Genomic DNA, 16,341 nt, shown 5'->3' with positions numbered 1-16,341 from the left:
AGAATGCGCCCCGATGCTTCTGTGCGTTCCGTGTCCGAGATGACCTCGCCTGCCAAGGCCACCAACATCGTCTGGCACCACTCGACCGTGACCCGCGCCGCCCGGGCCCACCAACGGGGCCACCGCAGCGCCATCCTCTGGTTCACGGGCCTCTCGGGGGCGGGGAAGAGCACCCTGGCCAACGCGGTGAATTCGGCCCTGTTCGAGCAGGGGTTGGCCTGTTACGTGCTGGATGGCGACAACGTGCGCCACGGGCTCTGCAGCGATCTGGGCTTCTCCGACGCCGACCGGGAGGAGAACATCCGCCGGATCGGTGAGGTGGCGAAATTGTTTCTGGATGCCGGGGTGGTGGTGCTCACCGCCTTCGTCTCCCCCTTCCAGGCCGACCGCCAGCGGGCCCGCGAGCTGGTTGAGGCGGGCGATTTCCTCGAGATCCACTGCGCTGCCGACCTGGAGGTCTGCGAACAACGGGACACCAAAGGCCTCTACGCCAAGGCCCGGGCTGGGGAGATCAAGGAATTCACCGGCATCTCCAGCCCCTACGAAGCCCCCGAGGCCCCCGAGCTGCGGGTGGCCACGGGTGAGCAGAGCCTCGACGACTCGGTGGCCCAGGTGATGGCCGAACTGGAGCGGCGCGGCATCATTCCGGCGCCGGCGGAACCCTGAACGGTTCGGCGCGAAGACGCAGGGCCCAGGCATCAAGGAAGGTCTTGGCACAGCTGGCCACCGGCACCGCCAGCAGCAGGCCCAGCAGTTCGCCGAGCCCCAGCAGCCCCCCCAGCCGGGCGCCGATCGGCAGGCTGATCAGCAACCAGGCCGGCTGCAGCCCCACGATCGACCCCATCAGCCGCGGCTGGATCACCTGGTCGACCACCTGGCCGACGGTGATCGCCACGGCCAGCACCTCCAGGCCGGTGCGTGGATCCTGGAGCGCCAGCAGCACGCTCACCCCCACGATGGTGAGGGCACTGGCATAGGGAATCAGCGTGGTGTAGCCGATCGCCACGGCGAACAGCACCCCATAGGGGATCCCGAGCAGGGTGAACACCAGGCTCTGGGCACCGCTGAGGATCAGGGCCAGCACCACCTGGCCGGCGAAATAGCCCCGGAAGGTGCGGTCCAGGGTGTTGAGAACCAGAGACCGTGTGCCAGGGGGCAGCCATTCGGCAAGCCCCTTGGCGATGCCCTCACCGCCCAGCAGCAGAAAGACCGCCAGCACCAGGACAATCACCGTGTTGACGGTGATGCTGACGGTGGCCCCCAGGATCCCCAGCACCTGCTGGCTGAGCTGGGAGGCAATCTTGCTGGTGCGGGTGATCAGTTCGCTGCTGAGGCCCCCGAAGTCGGTGGGCAGCCCCCGCTCGGTGGCCCAGCTCTGCAGCTGCCCCAGCAGGGTTTCCCCCTGGGCCAGCCAGCTGGGAAGGGCCAGCACCAGGTCACCCAGCTGCTCCACCAGGCGGGGGACCAGCACCAGGACGGCCAGCACCACCACCGAGAGGCTCAGCCCCAGCACCAGCAGCAGCGCCACCGGCCGGGGCAGACCGCGCTGGATCAACCAGCGGCTAGGGATGTCGAGCAGGAAGGCCAGCAGGGCGGCCGTCAGGAACAGGGCCGGGAACGGCGCCAGGGGCACCAGCAACTGGCGCAGCACCCACAGGTTGAGCACCAGCAGGGGCAGGGCCAGCGAGAACCGCAGCCATGGGGGCAGCACCAGCCGCTCAAGCATCAGCGGGAGCCGGGCACGCCCCCGGTGGATCGATGAACTCCCATCAGCTTGGCCTGCCGGGCCGGCAACGGCCAGCGCTTCATCCCTGGCCCATCCCCTCCAGGTAGGCAGCGCTGCCGAGGGCCTGCAGGCGCCCATCCTTGGCCACCACCTGATCGTGCAGACCACGGCGGTAGGCCTCCAGGGCCTGCGCGAGCACGGGATCGGCAATGGCCAGGATCGAGGCCGCCAGCAGACCGGCGTTGAGACCGCCACCGATGGCCACCGTCGCCACCGGGATCCCCGCCGGCATCTGCACGATGGAATGCAGCGAATCCACCCCGGAGAGGGCCTGGCTGCGCACGGGCACGCCAATGACAGGCAGCAGGCAGAAGGCGGCCACCATGCCGGGCAGGTGGGCGGCGCCGCCCGCCCCGGCGATGATCACCCGCAGGCCCCGGGAGGCGGCCGCCTCGGCGAAGGCCGCCATCTCCCGCGGGGTGCGATGGGCCGAGAGCACCCGCACTTCGGTGGCCACCCCCAGCTGCTCCAGGATCCGCACCGCCGGCTCCAGCGTCGGCAGGTCGGAATCGCTGCCCATCACCACCGCCACCCGGGGCGGCGGGGCAGACGCGGATGCTGGGGCAGCGGGATCCATGGGGCGGGGGACGGCGAGGATGGCATTGTCCCGTCCCGTGGCTGCCCGGATGCGCTGGCTGACCAACCTGCGACTGGCGGGCGACGACCTGGCCTGCAACGAAACAGAGGCGCGCTGGAGAGTTGGTGTCGACAGCGAAGGGCTGATCGCCCGGGTGCGGCCCACGCCACCGGGGAGCCGGGCCGCCGGCGAGGACTGGGGCGGCGACTGGCTGTCCATGGGGGGGGTCGACCTGCAGATCAACGGCGGCCTGGGCCTGGCCTTCCCCGAACTCACGTCCAGCGATCTGCCCCGCCTGCAGGCCTTGCTGGAGCTGCTGTGGAGGGACGGGGTGGAGGCCATCTCTCCCACCCTGGTGACCTGCGACCCGCAGGCCCTGCGCCAGGCCCTGGCGGTGCTGGCCGAGGCCCGCCGCCGGCACCGGCCAGGGCGTTGCCGGTTGCTGGGCGCCCATCTGGAGGGGCCGTTCCTCGCCCCGGAGCGGCGCGGCGCCCACCCGGCCCAGCACCTGCAGGCCCCCAGCCGGGCCGCCCTCGAGCGGCTGATCGCCGGCTTCGCGGGCGGCCCGGAGGCCGATGTCGCCCTGGTGACGCTGGCCCCGGAGCTGGAGGGGGCCGCCGAGGTGATTGCGGCGCTGCAGGCCGCCGGCGTGGTGGTCAGCCTGGGCCACAGCGGCGCCGATGCGGCCCAGGCCAGCCAGTCCTTCACGCAGGGCGTGGGGATGCTCACCCACAGCTTCAATGCTATGGCAGGGCTGCACCACCGCGCCCCGGGGCCCGTCGGCGCCGCGCTGCGCCAGGGGGAGGTGGCCCTGGGGCTGATCGCCGACGGCGTGCACGTGGACCCCACCATGGCGGTGCTGCTGCAGCGGCTGGCGCCCCGCCAGGTGGTGATCGTCAGCGACGCCCTGGCCCCCTACGGACTGGCCGACGGCACCCACCGCTGGGACGAACGGCTGCTGCTGGTGCAGGACGGCAGCTGCCGCTTGGAGGACGGCACCCTGGCCGGGGTGACCCTGCCGCTGCTGGAGGGGGTGCGGCGGCTGGCCGGCTGGAGCGGCCAGGTGGCCGCTTCGATCGCCGCGGCCACCCTCGCCCCCCGGCGCCTGCTGGGGGAACGGCGGCGGCTGGAGCAGCTGCTGCTGGGGCAGCCGCTGGCGGACACCCTGCGCTGGAGCACGGCGGCCGACGGGCGCCTGGACTGGCGGCGCCCCGAAACCGTGCCCCAGGCCCCACCTGCCTAGGATCCGGCCCACCCGAACGGCCCTGCGCCCCATGCCCCCGGAACTGCAACCCCCCGCGCCCGCCGAGGCACAGGCTGAGACGCAGGCCGAGAAGGCCGAGGTGCAGGCCTACTTCGAAAGCACCGGCTTTGAACGCTGGAACCGCATCTACAGCGACAGCGAAGAGGTGAACCGGGTCCAGCGCAACATCCGCATCGGCCACCAGAAGACGGTGGACGCCGTGCTGGCGTGGTTGCAGCAGCAGGGCGACCTCGCGAGCCGCAGCTTCTGCGATGCGGGCTGCGGCGTCGGCAGCCTCAGCCTGCCCCTGGCGGCCCTCGGGGCCGGCTCGATCGCCGCCAGCGATCTCTCGGCGGCCATGGTGGCCGAGGCCAGTCGCCGCGCCGCCGAGGCCGGCCTGGCTTCCGAGCGGCTCAGCTTCAGCGTCTCCGACCTGGAGAGCCTCCAGGGTCGCTACGACACGGTGATCTGCCTGGACGTCTTCATCCACTACCCCCAGGCCGCGGCCGAAGCGATGGTGCGGCATCTGGCGGCGATGGCCGAACGCCAGCTGATCGTCAGCTTCGCCCCCTACACGCCGCTGCTGGCGGTGCTCAAGCAGATCGGTCAGCTGTTCCCCGGACCGAGCAAGACCACCCGCGCCTACACCCTGCGGGAAGACGGGATCGTGGCGGCGGCCGCCAGCGCCGGCTTCCGCCCCGTCCACCGCAGCCTCAACCAGGCCCCCTTCTACTTCTCCCGGCTGATCGCCTTCGAGCGCGACCCGGCCTGACCAGCGACCGGGGCACGCCGGAGATCGTGACGCAGGGGCTGGGCTGACGGGCTTTCCCCATGGGTATCGCCCATGGGCATTCCTGATTCTGTACAGCCTGTACAGGACCTGAAGCGAAGCATCGAACAGCCGTGCACCGGCTCCACAGGTCTGAAGTCCAGCCTTCCAGCGGCACGGCACGGCGTCGATCAGCCCAGGCCTTCCGCCGGAGGGGCCTGCAGCTCCAGGACGGACCCATCTGGACGGTGCAGCCGCAGCCAGCGGGCCTGGAGCCGGTAGCCGCCTTCGCCCGGCAGGCCCCCGGGGCGGGCCCAGCCGCCCGCCAGATACAGCGGATCCCCCCGCAGCGGCGCTCCGAGAGCGGCGCAGTGGATGCGGATCTGATGGGGCCGTCCGGTGAGGATCGCCACCTCGACCAGATCGGCCTCGCTGCCACTCTCCAGCAGGGTGAGCCGGCTGCGGGCCGGCAGGGCGCCCGGATCGCCGGCCGCGGCCGCACACCAGATCTCCCCGAGCGGTGGGTGGGGTCGCCGGCCGATCGGTGTGGTGATCGCCAGGCTGTCGCCGGCCGCCAGGGCCAGCCGGCCCGGCACCAGCAGGGCCCGGTAGAGCTTGCGGCAGGGCGGCGCCACGCCACCGACGCCGCCACTGGCGCCACTGACCATCGAGCCCGTGCTCTCCCGCAGCTGGGCGCTGAGCGAGGCGCGGGTGGCCGGCCGGCGGGCGCACACCAGAAGACCGGAGGTGAAACGCCCCAGGCGGTGCACCGGCCGCGGCAGGCCGGCGGGGTCGTCGCCGTGGCGGCGCTCCAGCAGCCGCAGCACAGTGTGCTCCAGGAACCCGCCCGCCGGCAGCACGGGCAGGCCGCTGGGCTTGTCGATCACCAGCAGATCGCCGTCGTCGTGGATCACCCCCCAGCGGGCCGGCACGGCGGGCTCCGCCCAGGGGGGACGCCGCCAGAGCAACCGGTCGCCGCCGGCGAGGGTCACGTCGGCCCGCAGAATCTCGCCGTTGCGGCTGATCTCACCAGCCACCAGGCGTCGTTCCCATGCCGCCGGGCTGGAGTGGCCATAGCGCTCCGCGTAGAAGGCCACCACCCCCAGACCGGCTCCGGAGGGGGGAATCCGGTCGCGGTAGGTCCAGCCGTCGTTGGGCTCGGCCGGCAGCCAGCCCGGCGGCAGGCTCAGCGGTGGAAGGTGGGGGGCCTCAATCGACCAGCCCATGCTCGAGGGCGAAGCGCACCAGCTCGGTGCGGCTGGCGGTGCCGGTCTTGATGAACAGCCGGCTCACGTACTTCTCGACGTTGCGGATCGATGTTTCCAGCCGCCGGGCGATTTCCTTGTTCATCATTCCTTCCGCCACCAGTTGCAGGACGCTGGCCTCGCGGGGGGTGAAGTCAAGCTTGACGTCAGAGACGGGCTTCCGGGTGCTGCCGCCGCTGCCGGTGCCCGAACCGCCGCCGCCGCCCAGCATCGAGCGGATCTCCGTGATCTGGCGGGCCATGGCGCCGATGTCGGCATCGGCGAAGCGGGCCGCCTCCGCCAGCAGGCGCTCCTGGCGCCGCACCACGTTGCGCACCCGCGCCACCAGTTCGTCCGGGTCGAACGGCTTGGGGATGTAGTCGTCGGCGCCGGCCTGGAAGCCGGCGATGCGGTCGGCCGTCATGCCCTTGGCCGTGAGGAAGATCACCGGGGTGCCCCCGAGCCGCTCATCGGCCCGCAGCCGCTTCAGCAGGCCGTAGCCGTCGCAGCGGGGCATCATCACGTCGGTGATCACCACATCGGGCATCTGGGCCTGGGCCGCGGTCCAGCCTTCCTCGCCGTCATTGGCGGTGGTCACGGCGAAGCCCTCATCCTCCAGGTAGGCCTTGACCGCCGTGCGCAGCCCGGGCTCATCGTCGACCAGCAGCAACCGCACCGGCGTGCTGCTGGCGGCCTCAGGCGACTCCTCCACCCCGGACGGCTCGGAGATGGGGCCAGCGGCGGCGGAAGGATCTTGGCTCATGGGGGAAATCTATCGACCGGGACCAAGCACCACCTGTTCCCGTTCGGGCAAGCGGCCGCTGTAGCCGAGCTGGCGGGCCAGGGGGCCGAGGCTGGCGGGGTCCTTGCCGGCTTGCTCGGGCACGCAGACAGCCCACCACATCAGGTGGTCGAGGCGGTTGGCGGGGGTGATCACGCCGCCGGGATTGAGCTCGCGGATGACCAGCCGCCGCGCACTGCCGGTGATCCTCAGGGGGCTGGTGGGGCTGCAGCCGATCTTGTCGGTGGCGACGGTGACCCGGTCGTCGAGCTCCTCCCACACCTGCACACGCCACATCCCCGGCTGGCTGGGTTCACTCACCTGGCCGTAGATGCCCACCACCTCCCGGCCCCGGTGGGTCACCCGGTCCAGCAGCACCTTGAAGCCCTTCGGGCGGCTTTCGGCATTGCTGCGGGAGTCGTCCTGGGCGGCGGCTGGCCGGGGCAGGACCAGGCTGGAGGCCACCGTCACAAGGGCCCCCGTCACAAAGGCCGCCGCCAGGGTGAACCCCGCCAGCGAGGCCATGGGGAGGACAGGCCGCAGCCGCAGCGGGCAGGCACCGGAGGAGCGGAAACGGTTCAGCATGACCCCATGCTGACCTACCTCGACCACCACGCGAGCACCCCGTGCGATCCGGCGGTACTGGCGGCCATGGCGCCCTGGTGGACGCAGAACGCCGCCAATCCCTCCAGCCGCCTGTACCGACCGGCCCTGGAAGCGGGCGCGGCGGTGGACATCGCCCGCAAGCGGGTGGCCGGGGCGCTGGGTGTGGACAGCGCCGCTGTGATCTTCACCAGCGGCGCCACCGAAGCCAACAACCTGGCCCTGCGCGGGGTGGCCGAGGCGGCTCTGGAGCGGGGGGAGCCCCGCCGCCGCCTGGTGACCCTGGCCAGCGAGCATCGGGCCGTGCTGGAGCCGCTGGCCTGGCTGGAGCGCCACGGCTTTCCGCTCACCGTGCTGCCAGTGGGAGCCGATGGCCGGCTCGACCCGGAGCGGCTGGCCCAGGCTCTGGGCCCCGACACCCTGCTGCTGTCGGTGATGGCGGCGAACAACGAGATCGGCGTGCTCCAGCCCCTGGCCGACATCGGCGCCCTCTGCCGCCAGCGGGGGGTGCTGTTCCACTGCGATGCCGCCCAGGCGGTGGGCCACATCCCCCTGGCCATGGCCGAGCTCGGCATCGACCTGCTCAGCCTCAGTGGCCACAAGCTCTATGGCCCCAAGGGGGTCGGCGCCCTGCTGCGCCGGGAAGGGGTGCCCCTGGCCCCGCAGCAGCTCGGCGGCGGCCAGGAGGGCGGGTTGCGGGGCGGCACCCTGCCGGTGCCCCTGATCGTCGGCCTCGGTGCCGCCGTCGCCGGGGCCCTGGCCGACCGCCAGGAGCGGGCCGAACGCCTCGGGGCCCTGCGCGACCGCCTCTGGAACGAGCTGGAGGCCCTCGGCGGGGTGCGCCGCAACGGCCAGCCGCTCCACACCCTGCCCCACAGCCTGAGTGTCACGGTGGAAGGGGTGGACGGCACCCGGCTGCACCGGCAGCTGCGCCGCCAGGTGGCTGTGAGCAGCGGGTCAGCCTGCAGCCAGGGCAGCCCCTCCCACGTGCTTGCCGCCCTCGGCCTCGACCGCCGCGCCGCTGGCGCCACAGTCCGCTTCGGGCTGGGACGAGGGACCACGGCGGCGGACGTCGATGTCGCCGTGGCCGCCATGCGCGACGCCGTGGCGGAGTTGCGAGTGCCCCTCTAACTTTCGGGGTCTATGGCCTCGCCTTGATGCACGCACCCGTCGGGCGGCACGGTCCCCGGCTCGACTTCGGTGATGCCCTCCAGGAGGGCTGGCGGGCCTTCAGCCGCAGCCCAGGCCCCTTCGTGGGCTTTCCCCTGGTGGTGATCACCCTCCAGTTCCTGATCCAGCCCCTGCAGAGCCAGATCAGTAACGGCGGCGTGGCCTCCAGCAATCCCCTCGACTGGATCCTCTACCTGATCGGGCTGACGGCAAACCTGATGCTCAACCTCTGGTGTGCCATCGGACTGGTGCGCGGCGCCGGCAGCGCCATCCAGGGCGGCCACCCATCCCTGGGGCAGTTGATGCGCTGGGACGGCGAGGTGTTCGGGCGGCTGCTGCGGGCCTGGCTGCTGCTGGCGGCGGTGGTGCTCGTGCCCCTGATCGGCCTGCTGCTGCTGGTGGGCGGCCCCCTGGCACTTCTCAGCTTCTATGCCGACCAGCTGGTGCCGTTCAGCCGCACCCTCGTGGAGGTGCTGGGCCTGAGCCTGGCGGTGGTGTTCGCCCTGCTTCTGGGGGTGCTGCTGCTGGGCGTGATCTATCTGGCGATCAACCAGAGCTTCCTCACCCAGATCGTGCTGTTCGAGCGGGCCGGCTCCCGCGCCGCCCTGCAGCGGGGGCGGACCCTGGTGGACCCCAGTTGGCTGATGGTGCTGCTGCTCACCCTGATCGGGGGCCTGCTGATGCTGCTGGGTCTGCTGGCCTGCCTGGTGGGGGCCTTCGTGGCCTGGCCCCTGGTGGTCTGCATCGCCACGGCCGCCTACAGACAGCTGGTGCTGGCCAGCGGCGCCGCCGATCCCCTGCCGCCCCACCCCAGCCGCTGAAGCCCTCTGCGCCGCGCCCATCAGCCGGCGAGGCGGGTGGCGAAGGGGCCGGCGGTGAGCAGCACGAACCCCAGCAGCCCCACCAGGGCCAGCAACAGCTGGGCCACGCGACTCACCAGCATCCCGGCCACCACCGCCAGGCCCACCAGCAGGGAGCGGCGCAACCGTCCCAGGCCAGGAGGGCCCAGGGACGGCGGGGCGGTGAGCAGCTCGCCAAGGCTGGCCCCGAGCAGGGGGCCCACCAGGGCACCGAGCAGGGGCCCACCCACCGGCAGGGCCGGCAGCAGCCCCAGCAGGCCCACCACCAGGCCCAGGCCGGCGCCCACGTAACTCCAGCGAGTGGCCTGCAATCGGGCCGGACCAAGCAGCAGGCCCAGGGCCTCGGCCCCCCAGCCCAGGGCGAGCAGCACCACGGCCAGCAGCAGGGCCGGCCAGCCGGCGGACCAGCCCACGGCCCAGCACCACAGCAACGCCCCCAGGGGCAGCAGGGTGAGGCCGGGGGCCACCGGCAGCACGGTGCCGGGGATGGCGAGGGCCTGGATCAGCAGGGCGATCCACCAGAGCACATCGACACGATCGAGGCTGGGCAGGCTGGCCGGGGTCATGGGAAGCGGCTCAGGCCACGCGGCGGGCCACCCTCAGCTTGGCGGAGCGGCTGCGGGGATTGGCCTGCTCCTCCTCCTCGCTGGCCACCAAGGGTTTGCGGCTGAGCCGTTCCAGGCGCGGATCGCTGAGGAAGGCCGTCTTGACGCGCCGGTCCTCCAGGGAATGGAAGCTGATCACCGCCAGCAGCCCCCCCGGCACCAGCCAGCCGGGGGCTGCGGCCAGCAGGCGGTCGAGGGCCCCCAGCTCGTCGTTGACGGCGATCCGCAGGGCCTGGAAGGTGCGGGTGGCCGGGTGGATCCGGCCGTGGCGTGCCTTGGGCGGAAAGCAACCCGCCACGGCATAGGCCAGGTCGGCGGTGGTGCGACCGCTGCCGGCCCAGGGGCGCTCGGCCACCAGGCGCCGGGCGATGCGGCGCGACAGGCGCTCCTCGCCGTAGCCATGGATCAGATCCGCCAGGGCCGACTCCTCCAGCCGGTCGATCAGTTCGGCCGCGGTCTCGCCGCCGTCGGGATCCATGCGCATGTCCAGGGGGCCGGGGGCACGGAAGCTGAACCCCCGGGTGGGTTCATCCAGCTGGGGACTGCTGACGCCCAGATCGGCCAGCACCCCCACCAGGGGAGCGGGCGGGGTGAAGTCCGCGAAATTGGCGGCCTGGATCACGGCCCGATCGCCGAAGGGGGCGAGCCGCTCGGCGGCCGCGGCCCGGGCGGCGGGGTCCCGGTCGAGGCCGATCAGGCGCAGCTGGGGGTGGGCCGCCAGCAGCAGGGCGCTGTGCCCGCCGCCGCCGAGGGTGCAATCCAGCAGCAGCCCAGGCCCCTCACCCGCTCCCGCTTGTTGTCCAGGCAACCCGGCGAAGGCCTCCAGCACCGGATCGGCCAGAACCGGAAGATGGGCGAACGAAACGGCCATGCGACCTTCCTAAGATCCCGGCACTCCGTTCCTTGCGAAGGGCATGACCCAGCTCGAGACCCGCACCGAGCCGATGGTGGTCAATTTCGGCCCCCACCACCCGTCGATGCACGGGGTGCTGCGGCTGGTGGTGACCCTCGACGGCGAGGACGTGATCGACTGCGAGCCGGTGATCGGCTACCTCCACCGCGGCATGGAGAAGATCGCCGAGAACCGCACCAACGTGATGTTCGTGCCCTACGTGAGCCGCTGGGACTACGCGGCGGGCATGTTCAACGAGGCGATCACGGTGAATGCCCCGGAGAAGCTGGCCGACGTGCCGGTGCCGAAGCGCGCCAGCTACATCCGGGTGCTGATGCTGGAGCTGAACCGCATCGCCAACCACCTGCTCTGGCTTGGACCCTTCCTGGCCGACGTGGGCGCCCAGACGCCTTTCTTCTACATCTTCCGGGAGCGGGAGATGATCTACGACCTCTGGGAGGCGGCCACGGGCCAGCGGCTGATCAACAACAACTACTTCCGCATCGGCGGGGTGGCCGTCGACCTGCCTTATGGCTGGCTGGAGAAGTGCGCCGACTTCTGCGACTGGTTCGGGCCCAAGATCGATGAATACGAGAAACTGATCACCAACAACCCCATCTTCCGCAAGCGGATCGAAGGGCTCGGGGTGATCGGCAAGGAGCAGGCGATCAACTGGAGCCTCTCCGGTCCGATGCTGCGCGCCTCCGGCGTGCCCTGGGATCTGCGCAAGGTGGATCACTATGAGTGCTACGACGATTTCGAATGGTCCGTGGCCTGGGAGAAGGAGGGAGACTGCTACGCCCGCTACCGGGTGCGGATCGAGGAGATGCGCCAGTCGCTGAAGATCCTGCGCCAGGCCATCACCATGATTCCCGGCGGCCCCACCGAGAATCTGGAGGCCCACCGCATGGCCGAGGGCAAGAAAAGCGAATGGTATGGCTTCGACTACCAGTACGTCGCCAAGAAGGTGGCTCCCACCTTCAAGATCCCCGAGGGTGAGCTCTATTGCCGGGTGGAATCGGGCAAGGGCGAACTGGGTGTGTTCATCATGGGCAACAACGACGTCACCCCCTGGCGCTGGAAGATCCGCGCCGCCGATTTCAACAACCTGCAGATCCTTCCCCACATCCTCAAGGGGGCCAAGGTGGCTGACATCATGGCCATCCTCGGTTCGATCGACGTGATCATGGGATCGGTGGATCGGTGAGCACGGCCAGCCGGCGCTGGATCCGCCGGCTGGAACGCTGCGGCCCCCTCCTGCCGCTGGGGGCCACCGGCCTGCTGGTGCTGAAGGGGCTGCATCCGGGCCTGCCCGGCTTCAGTTGTCCGCTGCGGGCCCTCACCGGCATCCCCTGCCCCACCTGCTATCTCACCCGGGCCACGGCAGCGAGCCTGGTGGGTCGCTTCGGCGACGCCGTGGCCCTGCATGCCTTCGGGCCCGTGGTGGCGGCCGGCCTGGTGGTCTGGTCGCTGCAGGCCCTGCGCACCGGGCGGCTGGTGCCCTGGGTGCTGCGGGGCTGGCATCTGGCGGTGATGGGCCTGCTGCTGCTGCTCTACTGGGCCGGCCGGATGGGTCTGACCTACGGCATCGGCCTGCAGGCCTTTCCGCTCTCCTGATCCAGCCGGGACGCACCCGACCGAACCCGCTGCCGCCACGGCGATTCAGTGGGCCTACCTACGCTTGAAGCGAATGGACCTCTCCCGTTGCTCACGGTCCACACCCGGAATTCCTTGCCCGTTTCGTCAAGCCCTGCAGCACCCGCCGCTGCTCAGCTTCTGATCGCCCAGCCCGACTACGCCAAACGCCTCCGCCCCCTGCTGCCCGACGCGGCCTTCAGCCCCGACTGGGGGACGCTTCTGGTCCTTGGCCTCAACGGAGCGATCCTGGTGCTGGGCTGGGCCATGGCCCGCCAGCTTCAGGCCAGCCATTGGCAGGGTCTGCTTCTCTTTCTGCCCTTCGCCCTGGTGATGGGCAACGCCGTGGTGGTGATGCTGTTCGGCACCCACGACATGATGCACAGCAAGGTGATCCGCCAGCCCCTGCTGCGCCAGGTGCTGCAGTTGCTCGGCCTCGCCCTGCTATGGATGCCCCCGACGCTTTGGAAGGCCGTCCACAACCGGGAACATCACGGCAAGACCAATTCCGAGCAGGATCCCGACCGCAACTACAACGCCAGCCAGCCAGCGAGCTGGGGGAAGTGGATCCAGAATCTGTTCGTGCCATCGGTTGAAGTGAACCCCTTCTGGCTGTCTGTGGGGATGACCTCGGCCTGGGGGGTGCATGCGTTCCGAAACATCACATCGGTGCTGCTGTTCAACAACGGATCCACGCGCTATCCGGTGTTCTCCTTTCAGGTGAGTCCCAGGGAGAGGCGCCAGATTGCCCTTGAACTGGCCGCCATCGTGCTGATCCACCTGGCCATCATCGCCTTCATCGGCCTACGCCCCGTCCCCCTTCTACTGGGGTACTTCCTGCCGATCTGGATCGGCTACAGCGTGGTGATTGCCTACATTTACACCAATCACATGGCCTGCCAGGCCACCGACACCAACGACCCCCTGATCAACAGCATTTCCCTGAAGATGCCAGCCATCTTCGACGTTCTGCATTTCAATTTTTCCTTCCACACCGAGCACCACATCTTTCCGGGCATGAACCCGGACTATTATCCCCAGGTGCGGGCCCTGCTGCTGGAGCACTACCCGGATCGCTTCAATCTGCTGAGCGCCCCCCAGGCCTGGCAGCTGCTGAGGCGGACCCCCCGGCACTATCTGGATGCCACCACCTTCTCCAGCAGCTGCGGCACCATCATCCAGCCCTGTCCCCTCAGCTGAGCACCCCCTGGTGATAGGCGGCATTCTGGATGTAGAAGGTGGCCACCGGCACCGCCACGAGGGAGCCCAGGCCGCAGGTGAAGATCGTCACCACCAGCACCAGCAACCAGGCGATCAGTTCGATGCCGGCGAATGTGCGGCCCTTGGCTGAGCCGTACACGGCCTGGAACGAGGAGGAGAAGGCGTCCAGGATGGGGCTGTCGGTGAGAAATACCTTGTTGACGTACACGGGCATCACCAGGGTGACGGCTATGCCAGGCAGGATGCAGAGCACGAAACCGATCGCGGCCACGACCGTGAACAGCACCCCGGCCAGGAGATAGCGCACGGGCCGGTGCATCAGCACCCGCAGGGCAGGCTCGGTGCCGATGATCTCGCCACTGGCGTAGTACATCGCCGGCACGGCCACGAACAGCACCCCCACCAGGTTGGAGAGGACCGTGAAGGGCAGCTGCACCAGATTGCCGAGGACCGCCGCTATTCCGGAAGCGGCATCACTGCCGGCGCCGCTGCTGGACAGGCCGACGCCCAGGGCCGTGAGTGCCAGCGAGGCCACAACGCCGATGACGGACAGAACGATCGTGGCCACCCAGATCAGCAGGATCGTGGGGATGTGGGCCAGAAAAGCAGCCCAGGCCTTGGAGATCGTGGGCGGCTCGTAGGCGATGGGGGCGGCCAAGGGGGGCGCTTCGTACTGCGCGGAACCTAGGGGCGTTCCGGGAGGCCAGCAACGGGCCGGGGGCGCCAGCATGGAGGCAAGGGCACGTGTCGCTATGGAGGTTGATGTCCCCAGCCGACCCACCATGCACGCCGGCGGACTGGCTGCTGCTCTGCCGCACGGTGCGCTTCGGTGACACCGACGCCGCCGGGGTGATGCACTTCCACCAGCTGCTGCGCTGGTGCCACGTGGCCTACGAGGAAAGCCTGGAGCGGTTCGGTGTGGCCTCCGGCGCCCTCTTCCCCGGGCCGGGCCGGACGCCGTCCGTGGCGCTGCCGATCGTGCATGTCAGCGCCGACTACCGGCGGCCGCTGGCCTGCGGGGATCCTCTGGCCATCGCGCTGCGGCCCCTGCAGCGCGATGGCGGCAGCTTCGAGATCCGCTACCGCTTCCTGCATGACGGCCAGGAGGCCGCCACCGGCCTGACCCGGCACGTGGCCATCGACGCTGCCAACCGGCAGCGGACGGCCCTGCCGGACTGCATCGTGCTGTGGCTGGCGGCCAGCAGACCGGACGCCTAGCGGCGGTTCAGCAGGGCCCAGGCCAGGGCGGCCAACTGCAGGGGCAGGAGAGCCGCGAACAGGGCCAGAGGGTGCAGGCCATCGTGCGGAGTGCTCCCGAGGGCCATGAAACTGAGCAACCCACCTCCCACCAGCAGGGCGAGGCCCAGCCGTGGGCGGGGGTCAGGCATCAGAACCACTCCCGTGTGGCGTCGATGTACTGGGCCTGGAATTCCTCCGTCGACTTGGTGAGGTAGATGACGCCTTCGATCACCCCGATGATCCCCATCACCGAGGCGCCGAAGCCACAGGTCAGCACCGTGACCAGCAGCATGATCAGCCCGGGTTTGCTGTAGCCCAGTACAAATTTGTGGATACCCAGTGATCCCAGGAAGATGGCCAGCAACCCTGCCGCCAGCTTCTTGTTGCTGGTCTCGACCTGTTGGCTGTCGGTCATCGGTGCAGGTGCCGTTCAGAAGGCTTCTAGCGAGTCCAGCCACCGCTGCCAACGTCCCCGCTCCCATTTGCCGGCGGCGGTGGGCGCCAGCGACGGGCAGAGCTGCCAGTGCCGCGGCCGCTCGGCGGGGGGCCAGGCGACCGTCAGGGCCCGCAGCACCCCCAGCAGCGCCGCCCCGTCGCCCCCTTGCCGCGGCCGCACCAGGGCCACCAGGTGCTCGCCCCATTCCGGGTCAGGCCGGGCCAGCAGCAGCAACGCCTCCACACCAGCCCCGGCGCGGGCCGCCTGCTCCTGCAGCCGTTCCTCCAGCCGCTCCGGGAAGACCGTCTCGCCGCCGCTGTGCAAGGCCCCATCCAGACGGCCCAGCACCGCCAGTCCTTCGGCGTCGAGCCGCCCGGCATCGCCGCTGCGCCACCAGCCTCCCGGCTGCAGCGGCAGGGGCTGCAGCCGGCCCGCCACCAGCCGGCCGGGGCTGAGGCGGCCGCAACGCACCTCCACGGCCCCGGTGGCGCCATCGAGGCGCAGGGCCACGTCGGCCAGGGGCTCACCGCAGCCAGCGGTCCCTGCCAGAAAGCGCTGCGGCGGCAAGGCACACACCATGGCGGCGGTTTCGGTGGCGCCGTAGCAGGGGGCCAGGGGCAGGCGGGCGCGGCGGGCGGCGGCGGCCAGCGGCGCCGGCAAGCCCGCCCCCCCGACCCAGATCACGGCGCAGCCGGCCAGCCAGGCCGTGCCCTCGGGGCTGGCCAGCAACCGGGCCAGCTGGGTGGGCACCAGCGAGAGCAGCACCGGGCGATCCCGGGGCAGGGGGCAGGCCTGGCGCAGCTCGTCCGGCCGGCGCAACAGCGCCGGGGCCAGCCCGCGCCACTCTCCCCCCCAATGGCGGGCACGCACCAGCGGCAGCAGACCGCTGACGTGGTGCAGCGGCAGGGGGTCGAGGTGCAGGCAGGCGGATGGCTCCAGGCCCAGGGACACCAACCAGCCGGCGCTGGCCTCGGCCGAAGCCTGCAGGTGGCCCAGGGGTTGCAGGCACCAGTGGCGCCCGCCGGCACTGCCACCGCTGCCCAGCACCACCGCCGCCCCGAACCGGACCAGCGCCGCCAGCTCCCCTGGGGCCCCTCCGAGGGCCTGGGCCAACTCCCCCTGCTGCCCGGGCCCGGCCAAGGCCACCAGGCGCTGTTGGCCCCAGGCCTGCTCCAGCTGGGACATTGCCGCCTCCGGGTCGGCCGGGGCGGGCTCCAGCAGCAGCGGTGCCCAGGGGGGATCGGCCACGCAGGGTCTCCGTGGAGCGCCACGCTAAGGGC

At 70.9% G+C, this 16,341-nt stretch carries 20 protein-coding genes; 9 read left to right on the top strand and 11 right to left on the bottom strand.

The features are described 5' to 3' along the window. Positions 1 to 39 precede the first annotated feature (39 nt). The gene (gene cysC / locus KUG43_RS07895) at positions 40 to 666 is read left to right on the top strand and encodes an adenylyl-sulfate kinase (RefSeq protein ID WP_216907845.1); all 627 of its coding nucleotides are present in this window, start codon (positions 40 to 42) and stop codon (positions 664 to 666) included. Here cysC and KUG43_RS07890 read toward each other — a convergent pair. After that, positions 641 to 1,726: an AI-2E family transporter gene (locus tag KUG43_RS07890; RefSeq protein WP_216907843.1), complete on the bottom strand. Its 1,086-nt coding sequence runs from the start codon at positions 1,724 to 1,726 to the stop codon at positions 641 to 643. The two genes, cysC and KUG43_RS07890, sit on opposite strands and share 26 nt — an antisense overlap. 79 nt (positions 1,727 to 1,805) lie before the next feature. Beyond that, positions 1,806 to 2,363 (bottom strand): 5-(carboxyamino)imidazole ribonucleotide mutase, encoded by a 558-nt coding sequence (gene purE, locus KUG43_RS07885; protein WP_216907841.1) that lies wholly within the window; start codon positions 2,361 to 2,363, stop codon positions 1,806 to 1,808. A 49-nt stretch (positions 2,364 to 2,412) separates the two neighbouring features. Here purE and KUG43_RS07880 point away from each other — a divergent pair, with 49 nt between their 5' ends. Beyond that, positions 2,413 to 3,606 carry an N-acetylglucosamine-6-phosphate deacetylase gene (locus tag KUG43_RS07880; protein WP_216907913.1) on the top strand — a complete coding sequence of 398 codons (1,194 nt, stop codon included), beginning with the start codon at positions 2,413 to 2,415 and terminating at the stop codon, positions 3,604 to 3,606. A 31-nt stretch (positions 3,607 to 3,637) separates the two neighbouring features. Next, positions 3,638 to 4,378 carry a magnesium protoporphyrin IX methyltransferase gene (bchM, locus tag KUG43_RS07875; protein ID WP_216907840.1) on the top strand — a complete coding sequence of 247 codons (741 nt, stop codon included), beginning with the start codon at positions 3,638 to 3,640 and terminating at the stop codon, positions 4,376 to 4,378. Between the two features lie 188 nt (positions 4,379 to 4,566). On the opposite strand, the gene KUG43_RS07870 is transcribed toward bchM, so the two are convergent. Genes KUG43_RS07870 through KUG43_RS07860 form a run of 3 tightly spaced genes read right to left on the bottom strand, consistent with a single transcriptional unit; the run spans position 4,567 to position 6,985 of the window. Beyond that, positions 4,567 to 5,601, bottom strand: coding sequence for a pseudouridine synthase (locus KUG43_RS07870; protein ID WP_216907838.1), 1,035 nt, complete (start codon positions 5,599 to 5,601; stop codon positions 4,567 to 4,569). Beyond that, positions 5,585 to 6,382 carry a response regulator transcription factor gene (locus KUG43_RS07865; RefSeq protein ID WP_216907836.1) on the bottom strand — a complete coding sequence of 266 codons (798 nt, stop codon included), beginning with the start codon at positions 6,380 to 6,382 and terminating at the stop codon, positions 5,585 to 5,587. The genes KUG43_RS07870 and KUG43_RS07865 overlap by 17 nt, the downstream gene beginning before the upstream one ends. 9 nt (positions 6,383 to 6,391) lie before the next feature. Then, the gene (locus tag KUG43_RS07860; protein ID WP_216907834.1) at positions 6,392 to 6,985 is read right to left on the bottom strand and encodes a hypothetical protein; all 594 of its coding nucleotides are present in this window, start codon (positions 6,983 to 6,985) and stop codon (positions 6,392 to 6,394) included. A gap of 6 nt (positions 6,986 to 6,991) precedes the next feature. Here KUG43_RS07860 and KUG43_RS07855 point away from each other — a divergent pair, with 6 nt between their 5' ends. Next, positions 6,992 to 8,134 carry a cysteine desulfurase family protein gene (locus KUG43_RS07855; RefSeq protein ID WP_216907832.1) on the top strand — a complete coding sequence of 381 codons (1,143 nt, stop codon included), beginning with the start codon at positions 6,992 to 6,994 and terminating at the stop codon, positions 8,132 to 8,134. A 26-nt stretch (positions 8,135 to 8,160) separates the two neighbouring features. Beyond that, positions 8,161 to 8,994 carry a hypothetical protein gene (locus KUG43_RS07850; RefSeq protein WP_216907830.1) on the top strand — a complete coding sequence of 278 codons (834 nt, stop codon included), beginning with the start codon at positions 8,161 to 8,163 and terminating at the stop codon, positions 8,992 to 8,994. Positions 8,995 to 9,014: 20 nt separating this feature from the next. Here KUG43_RS07850 and KUG43_RS07845 read toward each other — a convergent pair whose 3' ends face one another. Next, positions 9,015 to 9,599 carry a DUF456 family protein gene (locus KUG43_RS07845; RefSeq protein WP_216907828.1) on the bottom strand — a complete coding sequence of 195 codons (585 nt, stop codon included), beginning with the start codon at positions 9,597 to 9,599 and terminating at the stop codon, positions 9,015 to 9,017. 10 nt (positions 9,600 to 9,609) lie between these two features. Then, positions 9,610 to 10,509 (bottom strand): 16S rRNA (cytosine(1402)-N(4))-methyltransferase RsmH, encoded by a 900-nt coding sequence (gene rsmH, locus KUG43_RS07840; protein ID WP_216907826.1) that lies wholly within the window; start codon positions 10,507 to 10,509, stop codon positions 9,610 to 9,612. A gap of 43 nt (positions 10,510 to 10,552) precedes the next feature. Between rsmH and KUG43_RS07835 the strand changes: the two genes are divergently transcribed. The 3 genes from KUG43_RS07835 (at position 10,553) to KUG43_RS07825 (ending at position 13,365) form a co-directional block, all read left to right on the top strand. Next, on the top strand, positions 10,553 to 11,737 hold the full coding sequence (locus KUG43_RS07835) for an NAD(P)H-quinone oxidoreductase subunit H (RefSeq protein WP_216907816.1): 1,185 nt from the start codon (positions 10,553 to 10,555) through the stop codon (positions 11,735 to 11,737). After that, positions 11,734 to 12,147, top strand: coding sequence for a DUF2752 domain-containing protein (locus tag KUG43_RS07830; RefSeq protein ID WP_216907814.1), 414 nt, complete (start codon positions 11,734 to 11,736; stop codon positions 12,145 to 12,147). The genes KUG43_RS07835 and KUG43_RS07830 overlap by 4 nt, the downstream gene beginning before the upstream one ends. 114 nt (positions 12,148 to 12,261) lie before the next feature. Continuing rightward, entirely contained in the window at positions 12,262 to 13,365 is a 1,104-nt protein-coding gene (locus KUG43_RS07825; RefSeq protein WP_216907812.1) for a fatty acid desaturase family protein, read from the top strand. Here the strand turns inward: KUG43_RS07825 and KUG43_RS07820 are convergent. Beyond that, positions 13,358 to 14,044 (bottom strand): hypothetical protein, encoded by a 687-nt coding sequence (locus KUG43_RS07820; RefSeq protein ID WP_216907810.1) that lies wholly within the window; start codon positions 14,042 to 14,044, stop codon positions 13,358 to 13,360. The genes KUG43_RS07825 and KUG43_RS07820 overlap by 8 nt on opposite strands. Before the next feature lie 104 nt (positions 14,045 to 14,148). On the opposite strand from KUG43_RS07820, the gene KUG43_RS07815 reads away from it, so the two are divergent. Then, entirely contained in the window at positions 14,149 to 14,604 is a 456-nt protein-coding gene (locus KUG43_RS07815) for an acyl-CoA thioesterase (protein WP_216907808.1), read from the top strand. On the opposite strand, the gene KUG43_RS07810 is transcribed toward KUG43_RS07815, so the two are convergent. Genes KUG43_RS07810 through KUG43_RS07800 form a run of 3 tightly spaced genes read right to left on the bottom strand, consistent with a single transcriptional unit; the run spans position 14,601 to position 16,309 of the window. Next, positions 14,601 to 14,774 carry a hypothetical protein gene (locus KUG43_RS07810; RefSeq protein WP_216907806.1) on the bottom strand — a complete coding sequence of 58 codons (174 nt, stop codon included), beginning with the start codon at positions 14,772 to 14,774 and terminating at the stop codon, positions 14,601 to 14,603. The two genes, KUG43_RS07815 and KUG43_RS07810, sit on opposite strands and share 4 nt — an antisense overlap. Continuing rightward, entirely contained in the window at positions 14,774 to 15,040 is a 267-nt protein-coding gene (locus tag KUG43_RS07805; RefSeq protein WP_216907804.1) for a TM2 domain-containing protein, read from the bottom strand. The genes KUG43_RS07810 and KUG43_RS07805 overlap by 1 nt, the downstream gene beginning before the upstream one ends. Positions 15,041 to 15,055: 15 nt before the next feature. Next, positions 15,056 to 16,309 (bottom strand): AMP-binding protein, encoded by a 1,254-nt coding sequence (locus KUG43_RS07800; RefSeq protein ID WP_216907802.1) that lies wholly within the window; start codon positions 16,307 to 16,309, stop codon positions 15,056 to 15,058. Between the last annotated feature and the right edge of the window lie 32 nt (positions 16,310 to 16,341).

Origin of the sequence: Synechococcus sp. CCY 0621 (assembly GCF_019038465.1) — a bacterium.
Classification (GTDB): Bacteria; Cyanobacteriota; Cyanobacteriia; order PCC-6307; family Cyanobiaceae; genus Cyanobium.
The sequence above is the reverse complement of the archived record's forward strand: the minus strand, read 5'-3'. Positions and strand labels throughout refer to the sequence as shown.

Coding starts and splice junctions, on each gene's coding strand:
- cysC (WP_216907845.1), top strand. CDS start 40: ATGACCTCGCCTGCCAAGGCCACCAACATCGTCTGGCACCACTCGACC.
- KUG43_RS07890 (WP_216907843.1), bottom strand. CDS start 1,726: ATGCTTGAGCGGCTGGTGCTGCCCCCATGGCTGCGGTTCTCGCTGGCC.
- purE (WP_216907841.1), bottom strand. CDS start 2,363: ATGGATCCCGCTGCCCCAGCATCCGCGTCTGCCCCGCCGCCCCGGGTG.
- KUG43_RS07880 (WP_216907913.1), top strand. CDS start 2,413: ATGCGCTGGCTGACCAACCTGCGACTGGCGGGCGACGACCTGGCCTGC.
- bchM (WP_216907840.1), top strand. CDS start 3,638: ATGCCCCCGGAACTGCAACCCCCCGCGCCCGCCGAGGCACAGGCTGAG.
- KUG43_RS07870 (WP_216907838.1), bottom strand. CDS start 5,601: ATGGGCTGGTCGATTGAGGCCCCCCACCTTCCACCGCTGAGCCTGCCG.
- KUG43_RS07865 (WP_216907836.1), bottom strand. CDS start 6,382: ATGAGCCAAGATCCTTCCGCCGCCGCTGGCCCCATCTCCGAGCCGTCC.
- KUG43_RS07860 (WP_216907834.1), bottom strand. CDS start 6,985: ATGCTGAACCGTTTCCGCTCCTCCGGTGCCTGCCCGCTGCGGCTGCGG.
- KUG43_RS07855 (WP_216907832.1), top strand. CDS start 6,992: ATGCTGACCTACCTCGACCACCACGCGAGCACCCCGTGCGATCCGGCG.
- KUG43_RS07850 (WP_216907830.1), top strand. CDS start 8,161: ATGCACGCACCCGTCGGGCGGCACGGTCCCCGGCTCGACTTCGGTGAT.
- KUG43_RS07845 (WP_216907828.1), bottom strand. CDS start 9,599: ATGACCCCGGCCAGCCTGCCCAGCCTCGATCGTGTCGATGTGCTCTGG.
- rsmH (WP_216907826.1), bottom strand. CDS start 10,509: ATGGCCGTTTCGTTCGCCCATCTTCCGGTTCTGGCCGATCCGGTGCTG.
- KUG43_RS07835 (WP_216907816.1), top strand. CDS start 10,553: ATGACCCAGCTCGAGACCCGCACCGAGCCGATGGTGGTCAATTTCGGC.
- KUG43_RS07815 (WP_216907808.1), top strand. CDS start 14,149: ATGTCCCCAGCCGACCCACCATGCACGCCGGCGGACTGGCTGCTGCTC.
- KUG43_RS07810 (WP_216907806.1), bottom strand. CDS start 14,774: ATGCCTGACCCCCGCCCACGGCTGGGCCTCGCCCTGCTGGTGGGAGGT.
- KUG43_RS07805 (WP_216907804.1), bottom strand. CDS start 15,040: ATGACCGACAGCCAACAGGTCGAGACCAGCAACAAGAAGCTGGCGGCA.